This window comes from Proteus sp. CD3 (genome assembly GCF_008808075.1).
GTDB classification, from domain to species: Bacteria; Pseudomonadota; Gammaproteobacteria; order Enterobacterales; family Enterobacteriaceae; genus Proteus; species Proteus appendicitidis.
The window spans coordinates 2,124,139-2,141,468 of the sequence record NZ_CP019686.1; the positions used below are offsets into that span (position 1 = coordinate 2,124,139).

Below are 17,330 nucleotides of genomic sequence, written 5' to 3' on the forward strand. Positions count from 1 at the left end.
AATAGGTTAATTTGTTAGAATACAGACCAAAAAACAAAAATTTCACCGCTTTCAATAGACTTCGTTGCATTAAATACTACTCAAAAGATAAAGATTGCCCTGTATTGAAATCTTTCGCATTAAGATATTTTCGCCCTAATACACCAGTGCAATGACATCCATACACATCAATATTTTCATCTATGGCTTTTTTAGCGCGTTGTAATGCTGATGGTGTTGCACAACGTAAATGCAACCCGCCTATAATCGCTTGAATTTGGTTATTTCCGGTTATTTTTTTTGCATGCCCAATAATGGATTCAATTCCCGAATGGCTACAACCCGTGATAATCACTAGCCCTTTTCTCCCTTGCCAAACAAGAAAACTATCATCAAGAACGTAATCATCTTCTTCGCCTGATCCATGAATAATAACACCATAGCGTTTATCCACTTGGCGTTGAGTCACTTGTCCCGAATAGATAAAATTTTCTTCGATTACTAACGGTGCTTGTGTTAATTCAAAAGCAAACTGCGCTTCGAGTTTTGCTCGATCAAATAAAGGAGCTAACCGTTTAAATTTAATATTTTTATTGCCTAAAAAAAGGGCTGAATAACGAATAGAAAATAAATGTGGATGAGCGATAACTCGTGGTTTATGGGTGAAAAAATCTGCAGGCAAATGTGTAAGCCCACCAAAATGATCATAATGCCCATGAGACACAACAATCGTTTTCAATGTGGTTAAATCAATACCCATTTTTTTTGCATTTGAAATAAAGGTAAGGTCTTTTCCAGTATCAAAAAGAATTTTAGCTTGGCACTCATCATCTTCTAACAATAATGATAAACCAGGATAATGGCTAAGTTCAGGATTAATCGATTTGTTTTCTAGTAATGCGGTGATCGTTAACATAGGGATTTTTTAATTATTATCAGGAGATAACTTAATAGTAATTAAAAAAAGAATTTGTTCCAAATATAAAAACTGCTGATTTGTGCGATTGCTTTACCTTTTGGTCGCATAATCGCTGTTATGTGTGAACAAAACATAACAGCGATATCACTAAACCTTGCAGATATTCTTACTACTGTTCGCTTATAAACACATTAGGCTTATCTAACTCCCTCTATTATCTCACTACCATAACAGAACGTTTTGCGTAACGTGTAATATCTGCGGCGGTTGAACCGATATGATAAGAATCATCTTCAGGATTATGCGAACTAATCACAATTAAATCTGCATTCACTTCATCAGCAATCTGCAATATTGCATCTCGTGGTGTACCAATACAAATGTGAGTTTGCATTCGGTCATCAGGTAAATCAAAACGCTCGATTATTTTTTTAAGTTCTTTTTCTGCTGACGTTTTTAAGCATCCTTGATCTAATTGATCGCCATTCATAACAAGTCGATAATAAGAAGATTGTGGAAGTTTAGGCAACACATACAAAAAGTGAACATAAGGATCTTCATTTTTTGCAATGTTTTCCACTAACGGAATTGCTTTGTTCATCAGGTTATCTTCATCAATATCAATGGGAACCAAAATATTCTTATACATACCGTCTCCTTTTATTTTAATTGTAGGATAGTGTATTTCTAGAAAAATGCCGGATGTAGTTAACATATTTTAAAAATAGTTTATTTCAAAAAAATAACGCCTATTTTTCACTCAAAATAAAGGTAAACACTAAGTAAAAAAACAAAAATAGAAACAAACAGAAATAAATATAAAGTTTATTTTTAATCATTTTTTATTAGTAATAACATATTACTAATAAATAAAAAGCCTTATTAAAATAAGGCTTTTCACTTTTACTAGATCGCTATTGTATTACTTTTGAGAAAGATTTTTCTGTTTGTTCTTCTTAACGTATTGATAACCAATTGCTAAGGCAATAAACCATAATGGAGTCACACTTAATGCTTGGCGAGTATCATGTTCAAAAGCGAGTAGCACAGTCATAAATGCAAAAAACGCAAGACATAACCATGACATAATAATTCCCAAAGGCATTTTATAGATAGACTTCTCATGCAATTGTGGGCGTTTTTTACGATATGCTAAATAAGAGCATAAAATCATACTCCAAATAAACATAAATAATAATGCCGACACTGTTGTTACCAAGGTAAATACATGCATGACATCAGGAATAAAGTAAATTAATACAATTCCGCACGATAAACATAAGCTAGTAAATAACAGCCCATTGGCAGGTACGGCACGTTTAGATAATTGGCTAAACTGTTTTGGTGCTTCACCTTCTTTAGATAAACCAAATAACATTCGGCTTGTGGAGAATATCCCACTATTTGCAGAAGAGGCTGCTGCTGTTAATACCACAAAGTTTACTAAGCTTGCAGCTGCAGGTATTCCTATCATAACGAATAACTCAACAAATGGGCTTTTATCCGCCAAAATAGAACGCCATGGAGTTACCGACATAATAATCGCTAATGCGAATACGTAAAAAGTAATAATACGGATAGGGATAGCATTGATAGCTTTCGGTAAGGATTTTTCTGGATTACGCGTTTCTGCAGCCGCAGTGCCGACTAATTCAATCCCAACAAACGCAAAAATAGCAATTTGGAATCCGGCAAAAAATCCACTTAACCCTTTAGGGAACATTCCTCCATCATTCCAAATATTCTCTAGTGCTGCGGTATGCCCTGCTGGCGATTCAAACCCAATACTGATAAGAACAATACCCACAATAATTAAAGAGACAATTGCGGTTATTTTTATCATCGAGAACCAAAATTCCATTTCCCCAAAGAGTTTGACTGTCGCTAAATTTAAAATAAGCAATGTCAGCACACAAATAAAGGATGTGCCCCATTCAGGAAAATTAGGAACCCAATAACTAATATAGGACGTTATCGCGACAATATCGGCAATACCCGTAATGACCCAGCAAAACCAATAAGTCCAGCCGACAAAAAAACCAGCCCATGGACCTAATAAATCACCAGCAAAATCACTAAATGACTTATATTCTAAATTTGATAATAACAGCTCGCCCATGGCTCTCATCACAAAGAACAAGACAAAGCCAATTATCATATAAACAAAAATAATTGATGGTCCAGCTAACGAAATGGTTTTCCCTGATCCCATAAATAGACCAGTACCGATAGCACCACCAATGGCAATTAATTGAATATGACGATTTGTTAGCCCCCGCTGTAGAGTGGCATTTTTCACTCTAACGGGTGGAGAAATTTCTGTTTGATCTTCCATACAATACCTGAAGTGTTTTCATATTTTTGATGTTGTTTTTACCGCTATTTTATTTTTTGGCGCGGTAATATGTTTGCGAAATTATTGTGACACAAATCTCAGTATAAGTAATGAAAAGATCACTTTTAGTAAAATGAATGGTGCTTTGATAACCAGATAAGATCCTTTCTTTAATTTAATCGGCGATATTTTATCCATTTGAAAAAAAATCAAAATAAGCACTTGACCATCGCATTTGAGAGGAGAATAATTAGCGCATCGGGTTGTTAGCTCAGTCGGTAGAGCAGTTGACTCTTAATCAATTGGTCGGGAGTTCGAGCCTCCCACGACCCACCAAATTTAAGCTGATAAATCAGACATTTATGCCACTTAGAAATAAGTGGCTTTTTTGTTTTTATAGCTGAATGTCGCAAAAGTGTCGCATTTATCTTAAGCTAAAAACTCAAAATAATACGATAATTAAAAAAACAATATCGACTTATATTTCCTTCAGTTTTTATAATAAGTGAGTTCAACCAAAACAAACAATTAGTCTAATTTAATTAGATAATCCAATATAAACCACAAGAAAACTTACTTTATCTCTTTCTTATTTTTAAATTCTCCGCCAAAGTCATCAATCAAAACGTAGCTAATGATATTTATTTTACTATCCACTAAGTCAATTTTCTGTTTGGTAAATGACATTTTAAATAATAGTATTTTTCCAATTGTTATTATGCTTTTAAGTTATCATTTATATATTTCTTTAATCTAAACGCAAAACATTCTTAAACTTATTTAGTTTCACTTTACTGGAAATGATAGAAATAAAAAGCATGTTGCTTACCTTTTTTAATGAAACTTCATAATCTCCTACTGGGAGAAAAATAACTTCTCCTGCACGATATTGTGGATCATCTGGCTCTAAATCGCCGCCAGTTGTATCCTCTCCTGCACCAATGAAAATTTCACCTGATGGACAGTGTATATTTATTTTTACATCTGGAGCGTCAATTTTATCGCATAGATTAATCGTGTAAAAACCATCATTACCTAAACCAATAAATGCGATATTACCTTTGTTCATTTCATCTAACTCATCATCAGGTATGCTCCACCAATCTGCTGTATCTGACTTTCTATGTTGGATTGCTTGTAAATCAAAAATAGCCAGAGTTGCCGTGTCAGTCATAAATGAAAATGCGTTTAACATATACATGCTCCAAAATATTTTTATTCTCTTTATGTATCGGTCAATTATATAGGATTTTATCTATACTATTTGGCAAGCCAATTACTTATACTGGACACATACCCTATACTTTATACTCTAAATAATTCTAGGTGTGGCTAGGCGACAAGCAAACGAGTTGCTAGGTGCATACAAAAAGTAGGTAACTAGCGTGAGTGCAGCCAACAACGCTACAACTTAAAATATGACGAGCATCATGGATGGTCTTATGAAATTACAACAGTTCCTTATCCCTCTTTCCCTTTATGCGGTTTCTTCATTGCCAGCAATCGCAGCTTCAACTCAATGCACAGAGACTGAAAAACAAACCAATATTGCCAATAGCAACATTATATTGCTCAGTGAGTATAACGGCCCGGTTAAATCAGTCACGATGACAAGCACGTTACCTCATGACGGACGTTTTAAAGCACTAAAAGGTGAAATTCACTTTGATGAGTGTGGAAAGTTATTGAAAGATAGCACATCAATGCAAGAGTACGTTGAAGGCAATATAGAAACTAATTTAATAAGAACATTGCCTGATAACCCTTCTGTTATCCGATATCAGTTTCAGATAAAAAATGCCTATGGCTCACATTCTATCTATATGCAAGAAACCTATCATAAAGATGGGCAGAACCGGTTCAACAAAAAAGTTATTCAATATTATTCAAATGATGGCACTTTGCTGGATACCATTACCAGCCAATTCGACTATAAAGATGGACGCATTATTAAAGAAACTAGCAAATCGTCTGATCCTACAACTGAGACTATCACAACAGAGTACATTTATAATCCTCAAGGAAAATTACAATCTGTAATCGAAGATGGCAAAATAAACCTAGAATATAAGTATGATCTAACAGGAAAAGTAGTTACTCAATCAAACTATATCAAAGGTATTAATGGAGAAGATAAAGCCTTTATCACTACTTGCCTTGAATGGGACAAATTTGCCAATTGTTCAAAAGAGGAACTTGAAAGTACGATTAAATTTGATGATGAAGTCATTAATTTTAGTAAGGCTATGCTTCATAACGAGTTTATTTACTACGAATAATATTTATATTATATTCTCATATCAAATTTAAGTTAATAATATAAAAATCAGACTATCAAAAATAGACTGGTTTTTATATTTATTACATATCATCTTATCTATGATTAAATACTCCCTCGTGATACTTTCATTAAAAAACAATTTGTGTAAAACTACTTAAATCAATTAATGATGAATATGCTTTATAGCGTGTTCTCTTTTAATAAAATTTAAGATGACTCATTATATGAAATTATCACTCCTTTCTATTTTTTCTCTATGCACACTTTTTATGTCACTCCCAGTATTTGCGACATCAACATCTTGTAAAGATCAACAAAAACAGGTGAATCAGTCTAATAATATGCCCACCCTGTTAGAGTTTTATTATGGCCCTATAAAATCCATCATTATCACTAGCACATTACCTGAAAAAGGTCGATTTAAAGCCTATAAAGGTGAAATTCAATTTGATGAATGTGGCTCTCTCACTAAATTTGATTCGTCTACGCAAGAATATATTCATGAGCGGATCGAAACAAATCTTGTAAGAATGTCAACACCTTATAATATCAAATATAAATACCAGCTAAAGAGTTTACACAAGATCTATACACTTTATCTTAATGAGATATATGGTAAAAATGATCAAAACCAGCTAATAAATAAAACCTCTCATTTTTATGATGGAGATGGAAAACTTATAGGTACTGATTTTTCAGAAATTTTTTATGATGGCAGTAAGATTGCATCAGAAACAATTATTGAATCTAACGCTGAAAATCAGGGAAGTACAATTTATTATTCTTATGATAATAAAGGTCGTCTCTTAAAAGCAATTGATAATAATGAAGTTATATTAGAATTTAATTATGGTAAAGATGATAAAATCTTACATCAAACGCAAATATTTACGAGTTTGTATGATGATATAAGAGAGTATGATAGTACTTGCCAAGAATGGGATAAATATAATAATTGCTTAACATGGAAAATGGTAAGTGAAGTTAGAAAAGATGGCACCATAATCGATACCAGCACAGCAATTGTATATAATAAATTTGAATATTATGAATAATTTATTAGTGTTAAAAGTTTAAAATCATACTCCCTTTTAAATTTATAATGAGTTTATATAACAAAGGTCACTTTATTTAATAAAGTGACCTTTTATTTATCTCATTTTCTCTATTTTATTATGTATTACGATATTGAGTTTCAGCTTCATCAAAGCGTTGTTGATTCTCTTTACTTGGCTCTTTACCCATTAAACTGATGACAACGATAGCAATAGAGGCAAAGATAAAACCAGGAATAATTTCATATAATCCAAACCATTTATATTGCATCCACACTAACACGGTTAAAGCACCAATCAACATTCCAGCAAATGCACCATTACGAGTCATACGTTTCCACATTACAGAAATGAGGATCACAGGACCAAAAGCAGCACCAAAACCAGCCCACGCGTTACTCACTAAATCAAGTACCTTATTGTTTGGATCACGCGCTAGGAAGATTGCAATAATTGCAACTAATAACACCATGCCACGCCCTACCCAAACTAACTCTTTTTGGCTCGCACTTTTACGAATAAATGGCTTATATAAATCTTCAGTTAATGCACTTGCACAGACTAATAATTGACAGCTTAATGTACTCATTACTGCAGCTAGAATTGCAGACAACAGAATACCAGCAATCCATGGATTAAAGAGCAGTGAAGCCAACTCCATAAAAATACGTTCATTTTTAGCTGTTACAGCACCCGCTTGTGCAGGATTCATTTCAAAGTAAGCAATACCAAAGAACCCAACTGCAACCGTACCGCCTAAACAAAGGATCATCCACGTCATACCAATACGGCGTGCTTTACGAATAGTTTGGTTAGAGTCAGCTGCCATAAAACGAGCAAGAATATGAGGTTGCCCAAAATAACCCAATCCCCATGCTAATAATGAAATAATTGCGATGAAATCAAGCCCTTTGAACATATCCAAATAAGATGGATCTTTTGCTTTAATGATAGCAACAGAAGTATCAATGCCACCCACGGAGAAAATAACAATAATAGGCGTTAGGATCAGAGCAAAAATCATTAAAGTCGCTTGAACAGTATCTGTCCAACTTACAGCAAGAAAGCCACCTAAAAAGGTATATGCAATAGTTGCAAGCGCACCATAAATCATCGCTTCGTGATAAGGAATATGAAATGTAGATTCAAACAGCATTCCACCAGCAACCACACCTGATGCGCAATAAATAGTAAAGAAGATAAGAATAACTAACGCTGAAATGATACGTAGCATTTTGCTTTTATCATCAAAACGCGATGTCAAATAATCGGGTAACGTTAATGCATTATTGTTTTTTTCAGTTTGCAAACGTAAACGCCCTGCCACTAAACGCCAGTTTAGCCACGCCCCTAAACAGAGTCCAATAGCAATCCAGCTCTCTGAAATACCGGCAAAAAATACCACGCCAGGCAATCCCATTAATAACCAACCACTCATGTCTGAAGCACCCGCTGACAACGCAGTAACTACACTGCCAAGTCGCCGACCGCCAAGAATATAATCATCAAAGTTTTTTGTTGAACGATAAGCAAGGTAGCCAATAAAAAGCATACCCAAGATGTAGATCGTAAATGTAATTAGCATTGGCGAAGTTAAAGCCATAATTGCAGTTCTCCATAAATCTGTTTCCGATCATCGGTATGCTTTTGACTTGTACAGGAACGTTGCACTTCGTTGCGCATTAATGATCTTTTCAGTTTTTAATTAAAATAATTTCTTACAGCAACAGATAAAGCATTCACATCAATCCTAGAATAGGTTAACTGCATTTAACAAGAAATTAACGTTTAAATGTTTAAATTTTGTTTATGACTTCACACTATTTGTCTTAATTTGAGGATGTATTATAAATATAAACATCAATAAAATAAATATAATTAATTGATTTATATATAAATAAATAGAACAAATAAATTGTATTATTTTTAATCACTCGTAAAACCTGACTACTTTCACATTATTTATAAATAAATTGTTAACAATGTTGCACAAAGTTGCAACATGAATGATATTAATAAAATAACGGGTAACTGTACTTGTGAATGAGAAATAGAATATGAGGAGCACTGCATGAGTAGCACAACAATGGGTGTTAGACTTGATGAAGAAACCCGCAATAGATTAAAAGAAGCCGCACAGAAATTAGATAGAACATCACATTGGTTAATTAAACAGGCTATTTTCAATTATCTAGAACAAATTGAAAATGATCAGGTCAATCTTGGTCACTCAACATTTGCAGAGCAAGATATTGATGAAAGTACCGAAACACCAACTGCCCATTATCAGCCTTTCTTAGAATTTGCTGAGCATATTCACCCGCAGTCTGTTTTACGCTCAGCAATTACTTCTGCTTATCGCACACCTGAAACACAAGCTGTACCTATGCTATTGCAACAAGCAACCTTACCTGAAAACGAGGCGCAAGCAACGCATAAATTAGCCTATTCCATTGCCGAAAAATTACGTAAACAGAAAAATGGAATTGGGCGTTCAGGGCTGGTTCAAGGTCTATTACAAGAGTTCTCACTTTCTTCACAAGAAGGTGTTGCACTAATGTGTTTAGCAGAAGCTTTATTGCGTATACCTGATAAAGCCACGCGTGATGCACTTATCCGCGATAAAATCAGTCATGGAAACTGGCGTTCACATTTAGGACAAAGCCAATCGATGTTTGTGAATGCGGCGACATGGGGCTTGTTATTCACCGGTAAATTAGTTTCTACACATAATGAAGAAAAGCTGTCTAACTCTTTAAATCGCATTCTCACCAAAAGTGGCGAGCCATTAGTCCGTAAAGGTGTTGATATGGCGATGCGTTTAATGGGTGAGCAATTTGTTACTGGTGAGACTATTTCTCAAGCTCTCGCGAATGCGCGCAAACTAGAAGAAAAAGGCTTTAGCTACTCTTATGACATGTTAGGGGAAGCGGCATTAACAGAAAAAGATGCACAAGATTATTTAGTCTCTTATCAACAAGCCATTCACGCTATTGGCAAAGCCTCTAATGGTCGAGGTATTTATGAAGGCCCAGGTATTTCTATTAAGCTTTCAGCGTTACATCCTCGTTATAGCCGTGCTCAATATGAACGCGTTATGTCAGAGCTTTACCCTCGCCTACTCTCATTAACATTACAAGCAAAACAATACGATATTGGTATTAATATTGATGCAGAAGAAGCGGATAGACTTGAGATTTCACTCGATTTACTTGAAAAACTCTGTTTTGAACCTGAATTAGCTGGTTGGAATGGCATTGGCTTTGTTATTCAGGCTTACCAAAAGCGTTGTCCATTAGTTATTGATTATGTGATTGATTTAGCACGCCGTAGCCGTCGTCGCTTAATGATCCGTTTAGTAAAAGGTGCTTATTGGGATAGCGAAGTAAAACGCGCTCAAATTGATGGGTTTGAAGACTACCCTGTCTATACTCGTAAAGTGTATACCGATGTCTCTTATCTTGCCTGTGCAAAAAAACTACTCGCATCACCTAATTTTATTTATCCACAATTCGCTACGCATAATGCTCACACACTGTCAGCAATTTATCATTTAGCCGGCCAAAACTATTACCCTGGGCAATATGAATTCCAGTGTTTACATGGCATGGGTGAACCTCTTTATGCTCAAGTTGTTGGTAAAATAGCAGACGGAAAATTAGGTCGCCCTTGTCGTATTTATGCGCCAGTAGGAACTCATGAAACATTACTTGCTTATCTAGTCCGTCGCTTACTTGAAAATGGGGCTAACACATCATTTGTGAACCGAATTGCAGATACCACCATTTCTCTTGATGAATTAGTGGCAGATCCAGTTAAAGAAGTGAATAAAATGGCTCAAGCCGAAGGCCAAGTGGGGCTTTCTCATCCTAAAATTCCACTGCCGAATAAACTGTATGGTGATGAGCGTAAAAACTCACCGGGCATTGATATGTCAAACGAACATCGCTTGGCTTCACTTTCTAGTGCCTTATTAACATCAGCAACTGAAAATATACATTGCGAACCTTTATTAGGTGATACGTTTAATTCTTCAGAAAAAACACCAGAACCTCAATCTGTATTAAACCCAGCCAATCATGCGGATATTGTAGGTACAGTAAGAGAAGCCACAGAAGCCGAGGCAGATTTTGCCTTAACCATTGCTCAAGAAAATGGTGAGATCTGGTTTGCAACACCACCAGCGCAAAGAGCTTCATTCTTGATCCGTGCTGCGGAATTAATGGAGCAGCAAATGGGACCGCTTATGGGAATATTAGTGCGTGAAGCGGGTAAAACTTATAGCAATGCGATTGCTGAAGTTCGTGAAGCGATTGATTTTCTCTATTATTATGCGGCGCAAGTGGCGCAAGACTTTGATAACAATACGCACCGACCTTTAGGGCCAGTGGTTTGTATCAGCCCTTGGAACTTCCCATTAGCGATATTCAGCGGGCAAATTGCAGCAGCTTTGGCAGCTGGTAATACCGTTCTTGCAAAACCTGCAGAGCAGACACCTTTAATTGCATCAAAAGCGATTGAACTCTTCCATCAAGCGGGTATTCCTTCTTTTGCACTGCAACTGCTACCGGGACAAGGAGAAACCATTGGCGCACGATTAGTGGCTGATGAGCGCGTTCGTGGCGTGATGTTTACAGGTTCAACAGATGTGGCTCATATTTTACAAAAGACCTTAGCGGGTCGATTAGACAGTGAAGGTCACCCTGTACCTTTAATTGCAGAAACTGGCGGCTTAAATGCCATGATTGTTGATTCATCAGCATTAACAGAACAAGTGGTGACTGATGTTATGGCGTCTGCTTATGATAGCGCGGGTCAGCGTTGCTCTGCTTTACGCCTATTATGTATTCAAGAAGAAGTGGCTGATCATACTATCGAGATGCTTAAAGGTGCGATGGCACAAGCCACAATAGGTGATCCAAGTTTGCTCTCCACTGATATTGGCCCTGTTATCGATAAAGAAGCAAAATCAGGCATAGAGAAACATATCCAATCGATGCGCACAACAGGTTTCGATATTTATCAAGCATCACACAATAGCCTGTCAAAACACCTTGAGAATAACAGTACCTTTGTTCAACCGACTTTAATTGAGTTAGATAAAGTCAGTTCATTGAAAAAAGAAATCTTTGGCCCTGTGTTACATGTTGTACGTTATGCAAGCCAAGATTTACCTGCTTTACTCGAAGAGATTAATGCCACAGGATATGGATTAACAATGGGTGTTCATACGCGTATTGATGAAACCATTGCTTATGTTGCCTCAAATGCCAAAGTGGGAAATTTATACGTAAACCGCAATATGGTTGGTGCCGTTGTGGGTGTTCAACCTTTTGGTGGTGAAGGGTTATCTGGTACCGGTCCAAAAGCAGGCGGCCCTGTTTATCTGTATCGCTTGTTATCTAAACGCCCTGAAAATGCTGCAACGCAAACACTCGCACGCCAAGATGAAACACTGCCTCTTGATACTTCTATGCGTAATACATTATTACAGACTTATCATAAGTATATGGAATGGCTATCAAACAAAGCAGATAAATCACACTATGAAGCATTAGAAAACTATGCCCTTGCATCCCAAGCAGGAACATTACGCGTATTGCCGGGTCCTACGGGTGAGCGTAATACTTATCAATTAGTTCCTTGTGGTAACGTGCTATGTATTTCTGATAACGAGCAGGATGCATTCACTCAAATTGCCGCTGTTCTCGCTTCTGGTTGTCATGCTGTTGTCGTTAATAGCCTATTCTCACAAAAAACATATCGTGAATTACCTGATATTGTCAGAAAAGCCATTACACTGACTGAAAATTGGAATGATGAGTCACTGAAAATAAATGCGGTGATTTATCATGGTGATGGTGATCAATTACGTGAAACTTGCCAGAAAATTGCGCAGCGCAAAGGCGCAATAATTTCTGTTCAGGGATTTTCTCGCGGTGAGACAGCTCTATTGTTAGAGCGTTTATTACATGAAAGAGCATTAAGCATTAACACAGCAGCCGCGGGAGGCAATGCAAGCTTGATGACGATTAGTTAATTCTCCCCTCTCTTTCTCTCCTTGTCTTTGAGACCACCTTTAAAGTTTGTTTTCTTAAAGGTGGTTTTTTCTTTTGTTACTCTCTTATTTTTAAAGAGGTAGGCAAACGTATTATTTTTTTCAATGCTGTGACTATTCTCACTCTTTTTATATTAATTATTCGCGACGCGTTAGTTTAGTAAATATACTTAATCTCAAGTCAACCTAGAAGTTGATTTAATTATATCTTTATGATTACCTGAAATTTGCGCCCCACTGTGGGCGCTTTTTTTATCTATCACTATGTTATTAATGTAAATATTCTTATTAAAGGATAAATAAAAAACTTTTTTAAGATAAGAGGAAAAACAGAAAGGTAAATAAATAAGGTGTGATTATTCGCGACAAAAGAAAAAGGAGTAGGCTAGGCTACTCCTTTTAAGGTCTCTCTTGAGCGCAATTAGTGACTGCTACTCATCGATGATGGTTCTTGGCACCAATCGAGATATTGCTCATACTTACGTAGTGCAATGTTGTAGTTACTAAATGCAGAGGGAGTGAGCTTTTTACTCAAGTCTGACTGAATTTTCTCTGTCGTAAACTCTTGACGAGGAAAATTAGTTGAAGTCAGTAATTCATCGAGCCGACGTAAACGAACCACATACTCACGAACAGTACTGTGGCTCATCTCCGTTTGTTCAAACAAATACTGCTTAAAAGACATAATGTCAAAGTAGTCAGTTTCACTATTACAGTAAATCTCACTACAAAAACGGCATAGCGCAGAAAACTTCTCTTGTAACGTTTCCCACGTTTCATCATCAACTAAATCCGTCATTTCAGAAATGGCTTCTTTATTGATAACTTGGCGATTGAATACGAGAGAGATCCGATCAAGCGCCTTGTGGCAATGTAGACAATGAGTCTGGCTGTGTTTATAGTCTTTAATGTAACGGCTTAGCGGCCGTTTCTTTTGTGTTGAAACAGACATAAGAGATAAAGCCCTGTGTTGTAGTCTTAATAAACAAAAACAAAAATAAGCAAAACTTCTATTTCTCTGGGTTTAAGCGCGCTCGCAGCCTTTTTATAGCTTGGCTGTGTAGCTGGCTCACGCGGGATTCCCCGACATTAAGCACTGCGCCTATTTCTTTCAAATTAAGTTCTTCCTGATAATACAGAGTAAGAACCATTTTTTCCCTTTCGGGAAGCAATTCTATCGCGTCTATGACTCTTTGGCGAATATCACTTTCTAATAACATCTGTAATGGATTGTCATCATGATCTTCGTCTTGAGACGGTTCACAGCTTTCACCGTAAATTTCATGCCATTCGTCATAAGAGAACAATTGGCTGTTATTCGTATCCAATAGGATCTGCCGGTATTCTGCTAACTCAATCTGCAAATGATCAGCAACTTCCTGTTCTAATGGGGGTCGTCCTAGATCCTGCTCTAATTGATGAATAGAATGGGTTACTTCTCTTGCATTGCGACGCACACTGCGTGGCGCCCAATCTCGACTGCGTAGCTCATCCAACATGGAGCCACGGATACGTTGAACAGCATAAGTGGTAAAGGCAGCGCCTTGCATTGAGTCATAACGCTCAACGGCGTTTAATAACCCAATTCCACCTGCTTGCAAAAGATCATCCAATTCAACACTCGCAGGTAACTTGACCTGTAATCGTAATGCTTCATGGCGAACCAACGGGACATATCGCTCCCAGAGGCTATTTTTGTCCATCACGCCTTCGGCGGTATACAAATCACTCACAACAAAAGACACCTTTGGATAAAAGACCGGAAACCATTATCTGGCTAAATAAATTTAGCAATCGACTGAACAGTGAAGCAAAAGCGCCTCTTTTTCACCTATGCCAAATTTTCAGTAAAAATTGGGTTTTCATTGATAATAATTTGTCATTGCATTACGAGAACTACTTTACCTTAAATGATCGCCGACTAATCCTTAGAAAAACCGTTAATTAAATTGATAATTTAGCTCATTAAAAGAAATCGACGTATTGAATATGCATTCTGTTCATAAAAAAATAACATATAAATCATAGTATTTTATTTTGTGAGATTTTAGCTTCTTGGGCGTAAGTTAAAATACTCATAAATGATTAATTAAAAAAACGATTGTTTTGATGATAAAACACCCACTGCAAAAATTGCAGTGGGTGTGATTTGAGGATTATTTAAGATTGAAATTAACGAAGTAGTGATAATACGTTTTGAGGAATTTGATTTGCTTGGGCAAGGACAGAAGTACCCGCTTGTTGCAGGATTTGACCTTTACTCATATTAGAGACTTCTGTTGCATAATCAGCGTCTTCAATACGGCTACGTGATGCAGTTAGATTATTAATGGTATTGCCTAAGTTGGTAATAGTAGAATCTAAACGATTTTGTACCGCACCCATTGCACTGCGCAAGCTATCGACTTGAGATAACGCTTTATCTAATGTTTCTAATGGTTTTTCCACAACCGGATCGACGGTCATCGCTGTACCTGTTGTGGCCACTTTGACTGTTGCACCTGCTGTAGCACCAGTGGTTGCAGCGATACTAAAATAGTCATCCTTACCATTTTTATCAACGGAGTGAACAACCAATGTAGATTTATCATCTTTACCATTAGCATCTAGAGCATAAGAAATATCGTAGCTTTTCCAATCTTTACTGGTAATTTTTGCATCCAAATCGGTTGTATCTAGTTTTTGCATCTCTTTTGTTGCGGGAGTACCCGTTAAAGTGACTTCAACTTCAGTAGCTTTAGAACCAATTTTGCTTTTTGCTGATAAATCCAATTTATCAATGCCTAATGTAGTCGCATCAGTTTTTTTCAAATCAACACTGATTTGTTCTTTATCATGCGCACCGACTTGTAAATTTAATGTGCTGTCTTCGCTTAACACTTTTACGCCATTAAATTGAGTCTGTTCTGAAATACGATTAATTTCCGCAGTACGTTGATTCACTTCTTCCTGAATAGATTTAATATCAGACTCTGAATTAGAACCGTTTTTAGCTTGTACAGTTAACTCACGAATACGTTGTAAGTTATTATTAATTTCATTTAATGCCCCTTCTGTAGTTTGGGCAATTGAAATACCGTCGTTCGCATTACGGGAAGCTTGAGTCAAACCATTTACATTTGAAGTAAAACGGTTGGCAATCGCTTGACCCGCTGCGTCATCCTTGGCGCTATTAATACGTAAGCCAGAAGATAAACGTTGGATAGCATTACCTAATGCACTTTGTGAACGGTTTAAATTATTTTGAGTTACGAGTGACAGGTAATTGGTATTAATGACTTGTGCCATGATATTTCCTTTTTGCTATTCTTAGCAAAATAAATTAATTTAAGATTTCCATTTTTCTTTTTATTTCTTCTTAATTAAATTCCTAAATACCAAGTCGAATAATAATGATGACTTTACATTTAAAAATAAATTAATCGAAATATAAAAGCGAATAACGCAATAATTATCTTAAAAGTGATAATACGTTTTGAGGAATTTGATTTGCTTGAGCAAGAACAGAAGTACCCGCTTGTTGCAGTATTTGACCTTTACTCATATTAGAAACTTCTGTTGCATAATCGGCATCTTCAATACGGCTACGTGATGCAGTTAGATTATTAACGGTATTGCCTAAGTTGGTAATAGTTGAATCTAAACGATTTTGTACTGCACCCATTGCACTGCGTAAGCTATCAACTTGAGCAAGTGCATCGTCCAATGCTTGCAGTGGTTTTTCAGCGAGCATATCTAAACCCGCTACCGCTGTTGCAGAAGCATCCACTGTTGCTTTAGCACCTGCGGCACCTGCTGTTACCGTTGCATCGAAGTAACCTTCAACACCTTTTGCATCTACAGTTTGTACGATAAGTTTTGATTTATCGTCTTTACCATCGGCACCTTTTGCATAATAAATATCATAGCTTTTAATTGTGCCATTTTTAACTTTGTCATCTAACGCTTTAGTATCAAACTCTTGCATTTCTTTAGGTAATGCTGGAGTCCCTGTTGGAGTCACTTCCACGTTGGTTGCTTTAGAGCCGATTTTGCTTTTTGCTGATAAATCCAATTTATCAATACCTAATGTAGTCGCATCAGTTTTTTTCAGCTCAACACTGATTTGTTCTTTATCATGCGCACCGACTTGTAAATTTAATGTGCTGTCTTCGCTTAATACTTTTACGCCATTAAATTGAGTCTGTTCTGAAATACGGTTAATTTCCGCAGTACGTTGATTCACTTCTTCCTGAATAGATTTAATATCGGACTCTGAATTAGAACCGTTTTTAGCTTGAACTGTTAACTCACGAATACGTTGTAAGTTATTATTAATTTCATTTAATGCCCCTTCTGTGGTTTGGGCAATTGAAATACCGTCGTTCGCATTACGAGAAGCTTGAGTCAAACCATTAATATTTGAAGTAAAACGGTTAGCAATCGCTTGACCCGCTGCGTCATCCTTGGCGCTATTAATACGTAAGCCAGAAGATAAACGTTGGATAGCATTACCTAATGCACTTTGTGAACGATTTAAATTATTTTGAGTCACGAGTGACAGGTAATTAGTATTAATGACTTGTGCCATAAAATATTCCTTCAACTTGATTTTAAAATACTTTTTAATGAATAGGTTGGTTATTACGTCACTGTAATAACGTTGCCTAAACACTATCGTCATCAATTTTGAGAGTTTTACGATTTTTGACGTCACGAAAATA

12 protein-coding genes and 1 tRNA gene are annotated in these 17,330 nt (G+C 36.4%); 4 read left to right on the forward strand and 9 right to left on the reverse strand.

All coding sequences use genetic code 11. The features are described 5' to 3' along the window. Nucleotides 1–76 precede the first annotated feature (76 nt). From BTA34_RS09650 to cycA, 3 genes are all read right to left on the reverse strand, one after another. Nucleotides 77–895, reverse strand: coding sequence for an MBL fold metallo-hydrolase (locus BTA34_RS09650; RefSeq protein ID WP_151435455.1), 819 nt, complete (start codon nt 893–895; stop codon nt 77–79). A 217-nt stretch (nt 896–1,112) separates the two neighbouring features. After that, the gene (locus BTA34_RS09655) at nt 1,113–1,547 is read right to left on the reverse strand and encodes a universal stress protein (protein WP_151435456.1); all 435 of its coding nucleotides are present in this window, start codon (nt 1,545–1,547) and stop codon (nt 1,113–1,115) included. A gap of 273 nt (nt 1,548–1,820) precedes the next feature. Further along, nucleotides 1,821–3,233: a D-serine/D-alanine/glycine transporter gene (gene cycA / locus BTA34_RS09660; RefSeq protein WP_151435457.1), complete on the reverse strand. Its 1,413-nt coding sequence runs from the start codon at nt 3,231–3,233 to the stop codon at nt 1,821–1,823. Between the two features lie 260 nt (nt 3,234–3,493). Between cycA and BTA34_RS09665 the strand changes: the two genes are divergently transcribed. Further along, nucleotides 3,494–3,569 (forward strand) — tRNA-Lys (locus BTA34_RS09665). Nucleotides 3,570–3,981: 412 nt separating this feature from the next. Here BTA34_RS09665 and BTA34_RS09670 read toward each other — a convergent pair. Further along, entirely contained in the window at nt 3,982–4,428 is a 447-nt protein-coding gene (locus tag BTA34_RS09670) for a DUF6386 family protein (RefSeq protein ID WP_151435458.1), read from the reverse strand. Between the two features lie 235 nt (nt 4,429–4,663). Here BTA34_RS09670 and BTA34_RS09675 point away from each other — a divergent pair, with 235 nt between their 5' ends. Then, nucleotides 4,664–5,512, forward strand: a complete 849-nt coding sequence (locus tag BTA34_RS09675; protein ID WP_265576058.1) for a hypothetical protein — start codon at nt 4,664–4,666, stop codon at nt 5,510–5,512. Between the two features lie 226 nt (nt 5,513–5,738). Beyond that, entirely contained in the window at nt 5,739–6,569 is an 831-nt protein-coding gene (locus tag BTA34_RS09680; protein ID WP_151435460.1) for a hypothetical protein, read from the forward strand. Between the two features lie 118 nt (nt 6,570–6,687). Here BTA34_RS09680 and putP read toward each other — a convergent pair whose 3' ends face one another. After that, on the reverse strand, nt 6,688–8,172 hold the full coding sequence (gene putP, locus BTA34_RS09685; RefSeq protein ID WP_151435461.1) for a sodium/proline symporter PutP: 1,485 nt from the start codon (nt 8,170–8,172) through the stop codon (nt 6,688–6,690). Between the two features lie 468 nt (nt 8,173–8,640). Here putP and putA point away from each other — a divergent pair, with 468 nt between their 5' ends. Then, nucleotides 8,641–12,609, forward strand: coding sequence for a trifunctional transcriptional regulator/proline dehydrogenase/L-glutamate gamma-semialdehyde dehydrogenase (putA, locus tag BTA34_RS09690; RefSeq protein ID WP_151435462.1), 3,969 nt, complete (start codon nt 8,641–8,643; stop codon nt 12,607–12,609). A 439-nt stretch (nt 12,610–13,048) separates the two neighbouring features. Here putA and fliZ read toward each other — a convergent pair whose 3' ends face one another. The 4 genes from fliZ to BTA34_RS09710 form a co-directional block, all read right to left on the reverse strand. Beyond that, nucleotides 13,049–13,579 carry a flagella biosynthesis regulatory protein FliZ gene (fliZ, locus tag BTA34_RS09695; RefSeq protein WP_099075683.1) on the reverse strand — a complete coding sequence of 177 codons (531 nt, stop codon included), beginning with the start codon at nt 13,577–13,579 and terminating at the stop codon, nt 13,049–13,051. Between the two features lie 58 nt (nt 13,580–13,637). Beyond that, nucleotides 13,638–14,360 (reverse strand): RNA polymerase sigma factor FliA, encoded by a 723-nt coding sequence (locus BTA34_RS09700; RefSeq protein WP_036912728.1) that lies wholly within the window; start codon nt 14,358–14,360, stop codon nt 13,638–13,640. Nucleotides 14,361–14,799: 439 nt separating this feature from the next. Then, entirely contained in the window at nt 14,800–15,915 is a 1,116-nt protein-coding gene (locus BTA34_RS09705; RefSeq protein ID WP_151435463.1) for a FliC/FljB family flagellin, read from the reverse strand. Between the two features lie 163 nt (nt 15,916–16,078). After that, nucleotides 16,079–17,197: a FliC/FljB family flagellin gene (locus tag BTA34_RS09710; protein WP_151435464.1), complete on the reverse strand. Its 1,119-nt coding sequence runs from the start codon at nt 17,195–17,197 to the stop codon at nt 16,079–16,081. Nucleotides 17,198–17,330: the final 133 nt, after the last annotated feature.